This is a genomic window from Robertmurraya mesotrionivorans (assembly GCF_050971805.1).
Lineage (GTDB): Bacteria > Bacillota > Bacilli > Bacillales > Cytobacillaceae > Robertmurraya_A.
Window position 1 is genome coordinate 80,849 of sequence record NZ_JBPCCH010000013.1, and the last position, 15,280, is coordinate 96,128.

The 15,280-nt window shown below is 37.1% G+C and carries 15 protein-coding genes; 6 read left to right on the plus strand and 9 right to left on the minus strand.

The features are described from left to right. Positions 1–3 precede the first annotated feature (3 nt). From ACRX5O_RS18110 to ACRX5O_RS18125, 4 genes are all read left to right on the plus strand, one after another. Positions 4–426 carry a hypothetical protein gene (locus ACRX5O_RS18110; protein ID WP_433907229.1) on the plus strand — a complete coding sequence of 141 codons (423 nt, stop codon included), beginning with the start codon at positions 4–6 and terminating at the stop codon, positions 424–426. 39 nt (positions 427–465) lie between these two features. Further along, complete coding sequence (locus ACRX5O_RS18115; protein WP_433907230.1) at positions 466–1,305, plus strand: sensor histidine kinase; 840 nt, start codon at positions 466–468, stop codon at positions 1,303–1,305. A 636-nt stretch (positions 1,306–1,941) separates the two neighbouring features. Then, the gene (locus ACRX5O_RS18120; RefSeq protein WP_433907231.1) at positions 1,942–2,859 is read left to right on the plus strand and encodes an aldo/keto reductase; all 918 of its coding nucleotides are present in this window, start codon (positions 1,942–1,944) and stop codon (positions 2,857–2,859) included. A 243-nt stretch (positions 2,860–3,102) separates the two neighbouring features. Then, on the plus strand, positions 3,103–3,273 hold the full coding sequence (locus tag ACRX5O_RS18125) for a hypothetical protein (protein ID WP_433907232.1): 171 nt from the start codon (positions 3,103–3,105) through the stop codon (positions 3,271–3,273). 253 nt (positions 3,274–3,526) lie between these two features. Here the strand turns inward: ACRX5O_RS18125 and ACRX5O_RS18130 are convergent, their stop codons facing one another. Together ACRX5O_RS18130 and ACRX5O_RS18135 are read right to left on the minus strand one after the other, a co-directional pair. Continuing rightward, positions 3,527–4,018, minus strand: a complete 492-nt coding sequence (locus tag ACRX5O_RS18130) for a YhcN/YlaJ family sporulation lipoprotein (RefSeq protein ID WP_433907233.1) — start codon at positions 4,016–4,018, stop codon at positions 3,527–3,529. A 160-nt stretch (positions 4,019–4,178) separates the two neighbouring features. Continuing rightward, positions 4,179–4,628: a MarR family winged helix-turn-helix transcriptional regulator gene (locus ACRX5O_RS18135; protein WP_433907234.1), complete on the minus strand. Its 450-nt coding sequence runs from the start codon at positions 4,626–4,628 to the stop codon at positions 4,179–4,181. A 209-nt stretch (positions 4,629–4,837) separates the two neighbouring features. Between ACRX5O_RS18135 and ACRX5O_RS18140 the strand changes: the two genes are divergently transcribed. Then, on the plus strand, positions 4,838–5,263 hold the full coding sequence (locus tag ACRX5O_RS18140) for an organic hydroperoxide resistance protein (RefSeq protein WP_119706840.1): 426 nt from the start codon (positions 4,838–4,840) through the stop codon (positions 5,261–5,263). Positions 5,264–5,317: 54 nt separating this feature from the next. Here ACRX5O_RS18140 and zupT read toward each other — a convergent pair whose 3' ends face one another. Then, on the minus strand, positions 5,318–6,118 hold the full coding sequence (zupT, locus tag ACRX5O_RS18145; RefSeq protein WP_433907235.1) for a zinc transporter ZupT: 801 nt from the start codon (positions 6,116–6,118) through the stop codon (positions 5,318–5,320). A 265-nt stretch (positions 6,119–6,383) separates the two neighbouring features. After that, positions 6,384–8,765 (minus strand): polyprenyl synthetase family protein, encoded by a 2,382-nt coding sequence (locus tag ACRX5O_RS18150; protein ID WP_433907236.1) that lies wholly within the window; start codon positions 8,763–8,765, stop codon positions 6,384–6,386. Positions 8,766–9,026: 261 nt separating this feature from the next. Here ACRX5O_RS18150 and ACRX5O_RS18155 point away from each other — a divergent pair, with 261 nt between their 5' ends. Continuing rightward, on the plus strand, positions 9,027–9,326 hold the full coding sequence (locus ACRX5O_RS18155; protein ID WP_433907237.1) for a hypothetical protein: 300 nt from the start codon (positions 9,027–9,029) through the stop codon (positions 9,324–9,326). Positions 9,327–9,372: 46 nt separating this feature from the next. Here the strand turns inward: ACRX5O_RS18155 and ACRX5O_RS18160 are convergent, their stop codons facing one another. The 5 genes from ACRX5O_RS18160 to galT form a co-directional block, all read right to left on the minus strand. Then, on the minus strand, positions 9,373–10,620 hold the full coding sequence (locus ACRX5O_RS18160) for an MFS transporter (protein ID WP_433907238.1): 1,248 nt from the start codon (positions 10,618–10,620) through the stop codon (positions 9,373–9,375). Between the two features lie 237 nt (positions 10,621–10,857). Beyond that, positions 10,858–11,286 carry a VOC family protein gene (locus ACRX5O_RS18165; RefSeq protein WP_433907239.1) on the minus strand — a complete coding sequence of 143 codons (429 nt, stop codon included), beginning with the start codon at positions 11,284–11,286 and terminating at the stop codon, positions 10,858–10,860. Between the two features lie 305 nt (positions 11,287–11,591). Then, positions 11,592–12,569, minus strand: a complete 978-nt coding sequence (locus ACRX5O_RS18170; protein ID WP_433907240.1) for a bile acid:sodium symporter family protein — start codon at positions 12,567–12,569, stop codon at positions 11,592–11,594. A gap of 155 nt (positions 12,570–12,724) precedes the next feature. Beyond that, complete coding sequence (locus ACRX5O_RS18175) at positions 12,725–13,771, minus strand: aldose epimerase family protein (RefSeq protein WP_433907241.1); 1,047 nt, start codon at positions 13,769–13,771, stop codon at positions 12,725–12,727. Positions 13,772–13,785: 14 nt separating this feature from the next. Next, positions 13,786–15,273 (minus strand): UDP-glucose--hexose-1-phosphate uridylyltransferase, encoded by a 1,488-nt coding sequence (gene galT, locus ACRX5O_RS18180; RefSeq protein ID WP_433907242.1) that lies wholly within the window; start codon positions 15,271–15,273, stop codon positions 13,786–13,788. Between the last annotated feature and the right edge of the window lie 7 nt (positions 15,274–15,280).

The following is a 15,280-nucleotide window of genomic DNA, read 5'->3' on the forward strand; positions in this document are numbered from 1 at the left end:
CTCATGGCATGGTACAGTTATTTTTTACTATCCTTACCAGAAACACTAGCTGCAGTTGCACTAACTTTCGTCTTACTCGGAATTTCTATAAAATTAAATGGAAAGTCCTTTCTATTATTATCAGTTTTATATTCTGCGATAGCATTTTTCGCGGATCAGTACATGACCTTTTCGTTTAAGGTATACTTACTATTTGTTGTTGTTGCTCTATTGTCCTCTTTATTCTTTAAACTAAAGATTAGTCAAGGGTTCTTGTTTGCTTTAATTTTTTATATTTCCATTTTCACGTTTCAGACTGTACTTATTCTTTTGTACACGCAATTATTTTCTTTAGATCTTGAAACTGTGTTGGCTAGTCCATGGAAACGTATATTAATAGCTAATTCAACAAATCTTCCAATGGCACTGGCTGCATATTTTCTATAAGAAAAACATTAAAATTCCTTTTCTAGCTAGTAGGTTACAATGAAAGGGATTGTTCCATTAATTTTTGTTGTACTGCTTCAAATATTTTTAACCTTTATGTCTATTGGTTCCTTATATATTATGAAGGAAACCACGTTTATCCTAGGTGTTCCAGCTAGCATGTTCATCGTCATTTTATTAAATATTGGTTCTCTTTTTATAATAGGTAAAATCTATCAAAGCGAAACCAAACAGAAAGTTCAACTCACTGAAACTACTCATGAAAAGGAGTTTCATTCGTTAGTTGCCTCAGTCCGGTCAGATCGTCACGACCTGAATAATCATTTAACCGTTATTTCTGGTTTGTTAAAAATCGGAAATCACACCGAAACTGAAAACTATGTGAAAGAATTAATTGGTGATATTCAAGTAAACAATCAAGTATTAAAAATCAATAATCCGATTCTTGCCTCTGTTCTTTTTACTAAAATGGAAAAGTTCAAAAGAGATCATATTGCGTTTTCGCTAAACATTTCAAACGAGGAAATTATGAAAATGATTTCCTCAACAGACTTTATTCGCCTAATGAGTAACTTGTTAGATAATGGCTATGACGCCACGATGGAATTACCAGAAGAACAACGTAAAATCTCTGTCGAAATACAAGAACTATCCCGGACGTTTGTCATAGAAGTAAAAAATTCGAGTACACTTAAGAAATTTGATGAAACGTTCTTTCAGATTGAGCAATCGACCAAACCGAGAGAACAAAGTAAAAGTAGAGGGTTTGGGCTTTCGATTATTAAAGAAATTACACAAAAATACAATGGTGACTTACAAGTAAAAATTGATAAAGATCTAGTTTGCTTTAAAATCGTTTTTCCTAAAAAAGTGGTTTAATAATGGATTCTCTTTTGTGAAAAAGAGGATCTTTTTTTGATATGGAGGTTGATTGGCCAACTAATGCACATCTGATGGTATGATTGGGACACAGATGACTTTTTAGTTCATATTTCTGTCCGAATGAGGGGTTGATTTGGACTCGGACTACCTTCATAATTCAATCCCTGTCCTTATGAGGGCTTCTTTCGGACTCAAACTCTCTTCATAATCGAGTAACTGTCCTTTTGAGGGCTTCTTTCGGACTCGAACTACCTTCATAATCCAGTCCCTGTCCTTATAAGGGCTTTATTCGGACTCGGACTACCTTCATAATCCAATCCCTGTCCTTATGAGGGCTTCTTTCGGACTCAAACTCTCTTCATAATCGAGTAACTGTCCTTATAAGGGCTGCTTTTAGACTCAACCTCCTTTCATAATCCAGTCCCTGTCCTTATAATTACTTCATTTAGACTCAAGCTCCATCCCAACCATAGTTAAAAGTTGAATATGACCTTAGGGTATGGCAAAATATGCTTGTACACATTCGTGAAAGCGTGCACATTATGCTTATGATTGGTTAATAAGTTGATAATAGGAGAATTGGGAACTATTCACTCAACAATTACCCTATCGTACCCTTGGGAGGGAATATACTTGAGAACGATTAGACTAGGAAACAGCACATTAGAGGTACCTGTTGTTGCAGTAGGCTGTATGAGAATAAGCGCACTTGAAAAATCCGAGGTTGAGCGCTTTATAAAAACAGCATTAGAAGAAGGAGCTAACTTCTTTGATCATGCGGACATATATGGTGGGGGTGCTTGTGAAGAAATATTTGCAGATGCCATCAATATGAATGATGATATTCGTGAAAAAATGATCCTTCAATCCAAATGTGGCATAAGAAAAGGGATGTTTGATTTCTCTAAAGAATACATATTAGAGTCAGTGGACGGCATTTTAAAGCGCCTGAAAACCGATTATCTTGATACACTTCTTCTACACCGACCAGATGCTTTGGTTGAACCTGAAGAAGTAGCTGAAGCCTTTGATATCCTTGAAACATCAGGAAAGGTACGTCATTTCGGGGTGTCTAACCAAAATCCAATGCAAATTCAGCTTCTAAAAAAATATGTAAAGCAACCTATTGTAGCTAACCAACTACAATTTAGTATCACAAACGCCACTATGATTTCTAGTGGAATTAACGTGAATATGGTAAATGAATCAGCGATTAATCGCGATGGCAGCGTGCTTGATTTCTGTCGACTAAATGACATTACGATTCAACCTTGGTCTCCCTTCCAATACGGATTCTTTGAAGGAACCTTCTTAGGAAATGAAAAATTCCCTGAGTTGAATCAACAAATTAATCAACTAGCAGAAAAATATAATGTAAGCAATACAACGATTGCCATTGCATGGATTTTACGTCATCCTGCAAAGATGCAACCTGTTGTTGGTACAACGAATCTAGATAGATTAAAGGATTGCATCCAAGCTAGCGAAGTCCACCTTACTCGTGAAGAATGGTATAGCATTTATCGTGCGGCAGGAAATATCCTTCCATAAAACGCTAGACAAACACACTCGCACCACAAAGTAACGGGTTCGGCTTTCGAGTACAAAAACTTAATTAGCAAACAAATTAGCAGTCCAATTCGCAACTGAATTGGACTGCATTTTTTTGTTGAATATCAAGGTTTTCCATAAATATAATGGTATTTTAGCACCATAATTCGCACCTTTTTTAACATGATGACAAAAGTTATTGTCAGTGTTCGAATTTGCTTGTTAATTTAATTGGGGATTGATGTGCTGAAAGTGGTAGGTAGATGTTTGGATATTCAAGTTAGAAAGACAAGTTATCTGAAAGAAAAGACACTGTTGTTATTCATTGTTGACTTTTTCGAGGAGGTATGGGAATTCATAGGCGGAGAAATTCCGGTTAATCTGGATAGTAGGGCTCAAGAAGCAGATATATAAGCGGAAATATTCCGATTAACTTCTCTATATTTACCTAAATCTAAAGATTAGGTTCATATAAGCGGAAAAACTCCGTTTATTTTTCAAACTTAGTGAAAACAATGTATAAAATGCTTGGAGACACAATGTTCCAAGCATTTTTGCTTATCAAATTGCCTGTAATTTGGTGTGAATTACCGTTTGAATAGCAAGGTTATTTCTAATTTTTTACTTCAAAACCCAACTACTTAACCACAAAGACGAGTGTGTTTTTTTATTCACTTTCGATCCCAAAAAAGTTCATAACTGTATTAGAAAAATCTCGATATAAGCTAACTTTGTCCCTGCCGGATCTTATATCATGCGCATAGGAGTTCATCGTTGCATAAAAATCTGGATTAACAGATACATACACTTTATGAATTTTATTATCTGCCTTTCGTACCTGGTCAGCTATCTTTTGATCTAAAACTTCTGACAGACTATCATATTGGTTTGGTTTAATCGCAACATACGCATTGTTGTTGGAATAAATAACATTAGCCCGTTCTACTTCTTCCAATTTCTCGACATATTGTTCTGCTAGTTGTGACACCCTGATCGTAGGATCTACCTTTTCTGTTTCATCATTTAAGATTCTAGCCTTAGCTTGGCTTATTTGCGCTTGCTGATCCTCAGTTTCATTCGCATGATTAATAATAAATCCACAGCCAGTTAGAAAAAATGACAATACCGTTACAACTAAAAACAACATAAATCTGTTCAAAGCACTCACTCCTGATCATTCTTTCAACCTATATGTTGGCTAAAAATGATAGATATATTCAGGCTGTGAGGCTGTGACATTCAAAAAGCCCAACCGTAACGGAAGGACCTTCTTATTGAACCATTCATTATTTGACTCCTAACCTCGTCGGTAAGAGATCTCATTTCATACTAGCTGTATTCACCTTTTGAAGTAGTTTTTTTATCACATTATTTATTGTGATAACTTCTTCCTCTGTCATTCCTGTTGATTCTAAAAGTGACCGTGGAATACAAACTGCCTTCTCTTTTAAATGATTTCCTTCCTCAGTAATTGTAATCATCACAACCCTCTCATCTTCAGCCGATCTTTTGCGTTCGACGAGACCCGCTGCTTCCATTCTTTTTAGCATAGGAGTTAAGGTTCCAGAATCAAGTCCTAGAAGTTCTCCTAATTCTTTCACTGTACTTTGCTTCCTTTCCCATAACACGAGCAATACCAGATACTGTGGATAGGTTAAATTTAGTTCGTCTAAAAACGGACGATATAAACGAAAAATCGCTCTTGAACAAGCATATAAAGAGAAACATAAATGGTCTTCTAGTTTCACAAGTTCATCTTCATACTTCATGATTCATCCCTCAACTTCTGAAAAACTGATTATAAAATTAATTTTATAAAATCATATCGTACCCATTCCTTATCGTCAAATCCACATTTAAATTTTGCGCAATATAATCGTTGACAATTAATAACTCATCTATTATTATGAATACATAAGTTAATTGATTTTGCACAATCTAAATTAGAATAAAATTCATTCAAAAAGGGTGACTTCTTATGTCAAACGTATTATTCACATCTAGTGTAACTGCAGTTGGAGGTAGAGAAGGGAAAGTTCAATCTCCTGAAGGTGCCATTAATCTTGATATCGCCATGCCAGGTACACCAAGAGCTAAATCATTGCCAAGTGCTACAAATCCTGAACAATTATTTGCTGCAGGATACGCTGCATGCTTTGACGGAGCTCTTCAATTTATGGCAAGATCGGAACGTGTAAAATTTGAATCACAAGTAACAGCAAACGTTAGCCTTATAAAAGATGAAACAGACCAAGGCTTTAAGCTTGGTGTAACACTACAAGTAAAAGGTACTGGAATTGAAAGAGCTGTTTTAGAAGACTTAGTTCAAAAAGCTCATCACTTCTGCCCGTATTCAAAAGCAACTAGAGGAAATATTGAAGTTACTTTAGAGATTGTTGAATAATAGGTACAAAAAAAGGCTTTCGATCAACTGTCGAAAGCCTTTTTACTTATATATTTAAATGAATAATAACAAACTGAGTGCCATTACTGCCATTCCACCGATTAACCCATAGATTGATAGATGAGTTTCATCATATCTTTTCGCGGCAGGTAATAATTCATCCAGTGATATAAATACCATAATTCCCGCTACAGCTGCAAAGATGATGCCAAACATAACATCGTTTAAGAAAGGCATCAAAAACAAATAAGCAACTAACGCACCAACTGGTTCTGATAGTCCGGATAAAAATGACAGTTTGAATGCCTTTTTCTTATCACCAGTGGCAAAATATACAGGCACCGAAACAGCAATCCCCTCAGGAATATTGTGAATAGCGATCGCTACCGCTATAGCAATACCTAAACCAGGGTCCTGCAAAGCCGAAGTAAATGTCGCGATCCCCTCAGGAAAATTATGAATGGCAATCGCCAGCGCTGTAAAAGTACCCATCTTTAATAAGCTTTGATTATTCGGTTTATCGTTCATATCCTCAACTTTTTTCAACTCATGTGGATTTCCTTGTTTGGGGATAAATTTATCAATTAATGTAATTAACAACATCCCTCCGAAAAAACCCGCCACTGTCATCCAGTTACCTAACACATTCCCCATAGAACCTATAAGTGCATCCTTTGCTTTTATGAAAATCTCAATCATAGAAACATAGATCATCACACCTGCTGAGAAACCTAGAGTAACAGAAAGAAACTTTGTGTTTGTTGTAGAGGTAAAAAACGCTAATACACTACCAATCCCCGTGGCAAGCCCTGCCATTAAAGTTAACCCAAAAGCCAACAACAGATTCTCTGTCATTGTAATATCCTCCTTTATTATAGTTAAAGGTATTTGGACCAAAGACATTATGTTTCCTTAATCAAACTTTTTCATTAAAAAAATATAGGCATTTCACTAATCTTTATAAAGGATATGCGCGTGTGTAAAAAACGTGCTATAAACTTTAAAAATTTCATTAGTAAACAATTGTTTCCCTAATACAACTTTTATTATATATTTTTACCAGCTGTACGGCAATCAATATTTTCATAGATAAAAAAAATGACCCCTTTACAAGGAATCATTAATGATCACGGTTCACGATATAATTCAATAAATGTTTTAAAAAAGGAATATTTCGTGGAATCTCCTGCAACGCTTCCGTTGCATAACAGAAGTGCTCCCACATTTCCCTTTTAGCACCATCTTTCCCTAGGATAGAGACAAATGTGGAATTATTGTTTTCTATATCTTGACCTGTAGGCTTTCCGAGCAGGTTCACATCTCCTTCTACATCAAGGAGATCATCCTTGATTTGAAAGGCAATGCCGGCATGGTGAGCGTATTTTTTCAGAGCTTGAATTTCTGTTTCGCTTGCCTCCGCAAGAATGGCTGGCATAATAAGGGAAGCTTCAAACGCTAATCCCGTTTTATACATACTCATATGATTCAGTTGGTCTATGCTTAATTTCTTCCCTTTTGATCCAAGGTCCATCGCCTGTCCTTGACACATAATCTCTGTCATTTGTGCTGAATAATGTATAAGCTTTAACACCGTTTGGGGTTCATAGGAACCTAGAGATGCTTGCTCTTCAATCGCTTTCTGAGTCAAAAATATACCCGTTATTTCAGCTACAGCTATTGTATATACGTGATGAAGGGTTAGCCGCCCTCTTCGAGTATCTGAATTGTCTTGAGAAGGAAGATCATCGAAAATGAGAGAAGCAGTATGCAAATATTCCAATGATTTTAATAAAGGAACAATGGATTCCTTATTTAAACCGAATCCTTGTACCCCCATCACCCAAGCCATTATGGACCGCAGCCGTTTCCCATCGCCTTCAAGGCTGTAATTAGCTGCTTCAATAACAGATTGATTTGACACAGCTACCTCTTTGTTATGAGTTATAGGTAAGATGCTGTTGATTTCATTCCTGAACTCGTCAATGGTATTTAAAAATTCCTCTTGCTCTTTCCTCTCGTTTCTTAGTGTCGAAATGATGTGATCTCGAAGTAATTTATCAAAGAAATCAACATCATCCGCTTTTCTAACCATCTTCTGTATGAGACGATTAAACATTGAATTATCTGTTGCAAACATCTCCATCACTTCATTGTACTTCTTAATTCCCATTTTTTCTTTAAAGCGTTTTAAGCCATTGATGGCACGATCCAAAATTACCTCGCATGTTTTCTTATCTGACTGATAGACCTTATGTATAAGGTAGTAGATAACGGTCCAGTATATTTCAAAAGGATTGATTAAATCATTTCGTACACCTTTATACTTCATATAATAGGTATAAGGAGTGACCGCACCTTCCTTCATATCATCAAACATATCTGCAAAATCATCCGCTAATTGATTATATATACCATAATAGAACGTTCGATCCGAAAACCCTTCATCTTGAGGAGCGTCAAGGACGGACCGAGCAATTAAACGTGACGATGATGATTTTAAAATGACTGGTACATACAAATCTTTATTTGTATAAGTAGAATGGGATAAATCCCTCAGCCGATCTACTTCTTGAGATTGGAAAAAAACATACGATTGCTCGAAAAACATGGTCAGAGATTCAGATCTTTGATGAGCTTTAATATACTCAAAAGCTGCACCTAACTCTTGATGAACAAAACGAATTAGTGTTTCGTTCTTCCCTGACCACCCTCCTAATTCAGGCACATTCCCTGTTGTTAGTGTCGTACGAATCAAATTCGTATACCGCTTGGTCTCTTCATCCGACAACAGCTTCGCATCGAGAAGATCGTCGATAAACGGATACGTTAAACCATAGCAATAACCTAGCCTGATCGCTTCATCCAACTTTTTAGACCTCTCTTCAGAAGATAGCTTGTCATCCATCTCTTCAAGAACATGCATGAGGACACCAGCAATGATTTTGATCAGCTTCCTTTGGGCATGCTCTGCGTCCATTCCCTCTGGAATATTCTCTGAAACAGTCTTCAACTTGCCTGTTAACCAGATCATGGTTAACTCAATACCTTCCTCTTGAGCCTTCCGGTACAAGCCAGCCATTCCTAATAGATCATTTTGATTTTCTCCATTTACAAGAATACTTTTCTTCCAACTATGAACCGTGCGGCTAATACTAGCCTGTGTTTCAGGTGAGTTCAATGATTTTCCGAGGTCTCGCATATAAAGATAAGAAATACTCCGGTCCAAGTAGTTATCCAATTTACCTGTATGGTCTAGCCATTGAAGGTAACTTTGATACCCTTTTGAACTTGCACGTTTCTCTCGATTAGAGAACAAGGATAATATGGAATGATGACGAATATGATTGTGTTTCCATGAATGAATATCTTCAATTAAGGCTTTCGCATACGATTTTTTTACTACCTCATTATAAAGTGTTTGAAAATATTGTTCTGCTTTTTCCTCAGCCCGCCGGTAACAGGCTCCTGCATTTATTATTAATTCATCAGTCATTCTACACATTCCCTCTACTAATGATCTTCTATATGTATTTAATATCGTAAAATTGATATGATTATTCCGATTTTTGTGGTGTAATTTTATTCTATCATTATATATTTATATAGGTATAAGATTACCTTAACTTTATTATTAATGGGGTTCTCTAGACTTTTGTCATGAAACAATGTTTGCTTCATTGAGATTGATGTATAAAATAAATGTATGAAAAAGATAATCTTGTAACCAAGCGATATGGATATATAAGAGAAAGGAAAGAAGAAAATGATTAGTAAGGCAGATGTTATAGAACGGTTGCGCTCTTTATTAGGGAAGGAGCTTACTAGCGTAAATTTACACGAAGCCATTTTTTGTGAAGTTAAGCATCAAAAAATACTTCGGCGTTTTCATGTGGGTACGCACACCTATGTAGAGTTTAAATTGGATAAAAACAATGACACACCTGAATTTGTTGATATTACTATACCAGGAAATCCCAACACGTTCAGAGTAGGTCTCGAGGAAAAAGATGGACAACTAATTATTGTTTCTGAGCCGAGGATTAATTTTTCTTATTTAAGTTGATGGGAAAAGCCCTAAGGATTGATTAGGGCTCTTCTAATAAATTGATTTATTGTCCTTTTACAACGTGACTGACCGTTTCTTTTTTCATTATAGGCAATAGGGTTAGAATCCCCACCAATAGTAGAAGTGCAGACATTTCATAAATATAGACAATGGAAAGATGAGTTTTCAGCCACCCAGAGGCGGACATAGTGATGACCATGGCCCCCATAAATAGAGGATTTAATATGCCGTTGACTCGACCGATAAATGCTTCTTCTGTATTTTGTAGAATCATCGTATTAATTCCAATATGGATACATGGCATAAATAACCCCGCAAAAAATTGAGCAGCCAAGGTAAGCCATAACTCTGTTGACAATCCTAAGCCAATAAAACCGATGGCGCTTGCTGCCATCCCCATTGCTAATAGCATTTGCGGTTGTACCTTCCTTGAAAGTGCTACAGTGATGCCCCCTCCAATGATCATACCAGCTCCAAATGCAGTCATGAGCCACTGCAGATCTTCCTTTGGTAAACCTAATCTTTCAGTAATAATAAAGACTCCGAGCGGCTGAGTTAATCCTATTGCAAGCCCTGCAGCTGCAAAACATCCGCCTAACAAGGTTAGTGGCTTACTTTTAAATACGTAACCAAATCCTTCTTTCATCTCATGCATTAATGATGTGTTCGGCCTTTCCTCTTCTGGTGTTGGATCTGCTGGAAGCATCAAAAGAATAGCTGCCGAGCATAAAAAGGCCACTCCCATAACCCCAACTGCCGCAAGAATACCAAATTGCTGATACACATATGTTCCAAGGATTGGACCAAGAATCATAAATAGTGCAAACACCGTTTGATACATCGACATCCCCATCTGAACTAACTCAGTAGGGACATGCAGCTTAAACAACTTCATACCCGCAGGCTGTGAAAATTGTGACAGGATTGATGATACAAGTGTAGCAAAGAAAATCATTTTCCAGCTTCCGAAAAATAGAGTCAGTAAGACCGCAAACACTGATACAGCACTTAACACATCACACCAAACCATCGTTCTCTTTGGCCTCCATCGATCTGCGAAGGTTCCACCAATAAATGAAAAAAGAAAAATTGGTGCGAATTCAGCCACCGAGATCAAGGATACTGCAATTGGATTTCCATTCGTCATTTCAATGACATATAAGAGGATTGAGTAGTTTCTCACCCATATTCCCACTTGAAGGAACAAGACCGAAAGTAAAATCGTTCGAATCACTCGGTTTTGAAATAAATCCCCCATACCTAACTTTTGATTTGTGGTTATTTCCGACATAAAAATTCTCCCATCCATTTCTAGATAGGAGACTTGTTTGGTAACTAAAAAGAGAAAGAAAACACCTAATGGTATCTTCAAGTTCAGTTTGGTTAACAAAAGGCCATACAATCCTATCTAGAAACAAGTTTATTATCTGGTCAAAACCAGTTTTCTAAATAAGATTAGTTATTCATCGCCCCTGTTCACCCTTTCACCACTTCTTATTACTAATTAATGTAAGTAACCATCATTTTATTAATCATTTTTAACTTCTGTTGAAACCTGCCAGGTCATATTGAATTTATCTGTTACCTGCCCATAAGCTGGACTCCAGAATGTTTCTTGTAGTGGCATTAATACCTTTCCGCCATCTTGTAATTTTTCAAAAACTGCTTTTGTTTTTTCAACACTATTAATTATTATTGCAATTGTTACTTGAGATCCAATCGGATAAGGCTGTCCTGGGAATGTATCGGAAAGCATCAGATCAGAATTTCCTATCTTTAAATGTGCATTTAACACACGGTCTTTTGCCTCAGGAGGAGTAGGGTATTCCGGATTGTCTGGCAAATCCCCAAACGTTTGAAGAGAAACAACCTTTGCATCTATTGCATCTTCATAAAACTTAACCGCTTCTTGCCCATTTCCATTCAATACTAAATACGGATGAATTCCTAAAATCATAGGACACCTCTTTTTTTATTTTTTCAGAACAAACGTTCTATATTAGAATACCAGAATAATCCTACTCATGCAATATTTTCTATCTATAAAACATTGTCGTTTTTTGTCTAAATGTATGTCGAATCCCAAAAGTTGCAACAAATACCTGAGAAGTTGCAAGAAACAACCCCTTAGTTGCAACAAAATACCGTAAACTTGCAAAAACAACTTCGAGTGAACCTCTCAATACCATCCATAATTTCCATTTTTCTCAAAAATACACATAAAAAACCCGTACACTCTTCAAATAGCGTACGGGTTTGATTCTATTTTTGAATTTCTACTGAGTCTCCAGTGGCATTTTGACTATTATTTGCTTTTTCAGCTTTCTTCCCCCAATAATTTGCAAGGAGTGAGCCTGATACATTGTGCCATACGCTGAAGATCGCTCCTGGTACTGCTGCCAGTGGAGAGAAGTGTGCAGCAGCCAATGCAGCAGCGAGTCCAGAGTTTTGCATTCCTACTTCAATGGAAACCGCCTTTTGATCACTATAATCCATTTTTAACACTTTAGCTACTAGGAAACCTAATAGATACCCTAGTGCATTGTGTAAGATAACTACTGCTAAAATCAATAAACCACTTTCAAGAATCTTCTCTTTGCTTCCGCTAACAACCGCTGCAACAATGGCTACGATTCCGATAACAGACACTAAAGGAAGAGCTTTAACGCTTTTTTCAACTTGAGTGCGGAACAGAGTTTTCACAATCAACCCTAAGATAATCGGTACAAGAACGATTTTGACAACAGATATAAACATAGCGCTGAGTGACACCGGTAACCATTTGCTTGCCAATAAAAGAGTGATGGCCGGAGTTAAAATTGGAGCTAATAAAGTTGAAACAGATGTAATCGATACAGATAAGGCCGTGTTTCCTCTTGCTAAATAAGTCATAACGTTTGAAGATGTTCCCCCCGGACAAGAACCAACGAGAATAACCCCTACAGCCACTTCAGCTGGCAACCCAAGAACCGTTGCAAGACCAAAGGCTAAGAATGGCATAATTAAATACTGTGCCAATACACCGATAAATACTGATTTCGGATGTCTGAAAACCTCTTTAAAGTCATTTACCGATAACGTCATACCCATTCCAAACATGATAATTCCCAATAATAATGGGATATGAGGACCAATCCAAGTAAAACCTGTAGGAAATAATAATGCCAACCCTGCAAAAAGTAGTACCCAATATGCAAAGGTATTGCCTGCAAATATACCTGCTCTTTCTAATGCTTTCATAGTAGTATACCCCCTGTGTAAAAATATAATTTTCATTATACTCCAAACATTTATAATTTTGTAATATTTTTTGACAAATTCTTTTAGTAAAATTTTATAATAAAAAAATGAGAGCCTTTACATGCTTATTGGCTCTCACTTTTCCTATAAAAAAATTATTTTATTCTAAACGACCATTTTGTTTCTGAATGGTACACTTGATCTTTCTCTATTATTGTACTCGGAAAGTGTGAATGATGAATGGCATCAGGAACTCCTTGTGTCTCCAAACAAAATCCCAAGTATTTCTCTGACCTTCTGCCACGTATGTCATAATTGTTTCCTAGCTGTGTCCCTGTATAGAGTACTACTGCCGGTTGATTCGTTTCAACAACTAGTTGACGACCACTTTCCTCATCATATAATTCAATTGGTGCTGACTGGTTACTCGTTAACATAAAGGGGTGATCATAGCCATTGCCAACTAGTACGTTTTGATGATGCTCTGAAACAATTCCTTCTTGAATCCTCCGACCATTCCGAAAATCAAAAACCGTATGATCTACATGTATCATTTCACCAGTTGGAATCAAATGTTCATTTAATTCAAGAAAATGATCACTCTTCATCTTCAGTCTGTGATCCTCAATCGTTCGTTTTAATTCACCACTTAAGTTAAAGTACGTATGGTTTGTCATATTAAGGATGGTTCGTGCATCACTAATTCCTTCATAGCTTAGAACAATGTCATTAGCATTTGTTAATGTATATGTCACAGATACTCGTACATTTCCAGGATAGCCTTCTTCACCATCCCTGCTTTCGTAACGATAGCAAAGACTGACTGAATCCTTTTCTTGCACTACTTCAACATCCCAGACCGTTTTATCAAACCCTTTTAAGCCACCATGCAGATGATTTCCACTGTTATTTTGGGCTAGCTCATAGGTTCTTCCGTCGAGTTCAAAACGGCCTCCAGCAATTCTCCCGGCATGTCTTCCAATGACTGAACCGAAATATGCTGAATTCGCTTGATACTCTTCGATCGTATCAAAGCCTAATACAATGTTTTCAAGATTACCTCTGCGGTCAGGTGCCACAATTTTTGTAATGGTACACCCATAGTTGATAGAAGTTACTTGCATGCCCGCAGCATTTTCAATCGTATGTGCTACGATGGTTTGACCATCATGCTTTCCAACTACTGACTCTGATACTTTCATAGGAATGCCTCCATTTATAAACTCTCGCAGAAACGGCAAAATGCCACTTGACCATCTGTATCTCTTTTAAATACTCCCGCATCCTCAAGTACTCGCTGGAATTTTAATCCTACTTCTCTTCTTAAAATTTCTTCTGCCGTATCATCCGACCATTCTGTTTCGTACTTACTCTTTAATTCCTCAGCCCATGTGAGGTGATAGTCTTTTACTAAATTTGACTTTCCTAATAAATACGCTTTTACTTCCTCTAATTCTTCCTTCAATCTAGCAGGGAGAACAGCAAGACCCATGACCTCTATTAATCCAATATTCTCCTTCTTAATGTGGTGAACATCGCTATGCGGATGGAAGATTCCTAATGGATGCTTTTCACTCGTTCGGTTATTTCTTAATACTAGATCTAACTCGAATTGCCCCTCTCGCATTCTAGCAATTGGAGTAATCGTGTTATGCGGTGTATCTTCGGAATAGGCATGAATATCAGCCTTTTCATCCGAGTACCCCTTCCAGCTAGTCAAAATATAATCCGCTGCTTGAATGAGTTCTTCTTTATTCCGTGATCGTAAACGAATGACCGACATCGGCCACTTGACTGTTGCCGCGGATACATGTGAGAATTCCTTCATCTGAAAAGAATACTCTTCGTCGGCTCGTGCCATTGCAAACTCATAATTTCCCCCTTGGTAGTGATCATGAGTTAAAATCGATCCGCCTACAATCGGAAGATCCGCGTTTGAACCAACGAAATAATGTGGAAACTTTTCTACGAACGATAATAATCTTTCAAATCCTTTTCGGGATATTTTCATATCACGATGCTCTTTAGAGAGCACAATACAATGTTCGTTATAATACACATATGGAGAATACTGAAGATACCATGGCTCATCCTCTAGCTCTAGTCGAATCATTCGATGATTGGAGCGAGCTGGGTGACCCACTCGTCCCACGTAGCCCTCGTTCTCTTCGCATAGAAGACATTTAGGATACTGCACATCCTGCTTTTTCTCTTTTTCCAAGGCAATTTGCTTTGGATCCTTTTCTGGCTTCGACAGATTGATGGTAATATCCAGTTCTCCGTATGGAGTATCTGTTTTATAACTAATATTCTTCGCAATACTTTTTGTTTGGATATAATTGCTGTTTTGACTCAATTGATAAAAAAACTCTGTTGCACATGTTGGATCCTTTTCATAGTGACGATAAAAACGACGATTCACATCCGAAGGCCTTTGTACTAGAACATTCATTAGCTTGCTTGAAAAAATTTCCTTATCCGCATCCAGGATTCCAACAATCCCTTTTTTAAAGGCATACTGAACGATTTGCTCTAACACATCTGGTATGCTTGCTCCCTTTACACCTTCTATTTTCTCAGGGTAGTCAGCTAGTTGTAAAAGTGACATTAGCTGGTTTCTTGCATATATTTCATCTTCCCGTTCAATCATTTCACATTCCAAAGATTGGTCAAGGAGTGATTGAATCAAAGTATAGATTTCCATGGAGTGT

What these genes read in the sequence shown, in the direction of transcription:
- ACRX5O_RS18110 (WP_433907229.1), top strand. Translation starts at nt 4, where the DNA reads ATGGCATGGTACAGTTATTTTTTACTATCCTTACCAGAAACACTAGCT.
- ACRX5O_RS18115 (WP_433907230.1), top strand. Translation starts at nt 466, where the DNA reads ATGAAAGGGATTGTTCCATTAATTTTTGTTGTACTGCTTCAAATATTT.
- ACRX5O_RS18135 (WP_433907234.1), bottom strand. Translation starts at nt 4,628, where the DNA reads ATGAAGTATGAAGATGAACTTGTGAAACTAGAAGACCATTTATGTTTC.
- ACRX5O_RS18140 (WP_119706840.1), top strand. Translation starts at nt 4,838, where the DNA reads ATGTCAAACGTATTATTCACATCTAGTGTAACTGCAGTTGGAGGTAGA.
- zupT (WP_433907235.1), bottom strand. Translation starts at nt 6,118, where the DNA reads ATGACAGAGAATCTGTTGTTGGCTTTTGGGTTAACTTTAATGGCAGGG.
- ACRX5O_RS18150 (WP_433907236.1), bottom strand. Translation starts at nt 8,765, where the DNA reads ATGTGTAGAATGACTGATGAATTAATAATAAATGCAGGAGCCTGTTAC.
- ACRX5O_RS18155 (WP_433907237.1), top strand. Translation starts at nt 9,027, where the DNA reads ATGATTAGTAAGGCAGATGTTATAGAACGGTTGCGCTCTTTATTAGGG.
- ACRX5O_RS18160 (WP_433907238.1), bottom strand. Translation starts at nt 10,620, where the DNA reads ATGTCGGAAATAACCACAAATCAAAAGTTAGGTATGGGGGATTTATTT.
- ACRX5O_RS18165 (WP_433907239.1), bottom strand. Translation starts at nt 11,286, where the DNA reads ATGATTTTAGGAATTCATCCGTATTTAGTATTGAATGGAAATGGGCAA.
- ACRX5O_RS18170 (WP_433907240.1), bottom strand. Translation starts at nt 12,569, where the DNA reads ATGAAAGCATTAGAAAGAGCAGGTATATTTGCAGGCAATACCTTTGCA.
- ACRX5O_RS18175 (WP_433907241.1), bottom strand. Translation starts at nt 13,771, where the DNA reads ATGAAAGTATCAGAGTCAGTAGTTGGAAAGCATGATGGTCAAACCATC.
- galT (WP_433907242.1), bottom strand. Translation starts at nt 15,273, where the DNA reads ATGGAAATCTATACTTTGATTCAATCACTCCTTGACCAATCTTTGGAA.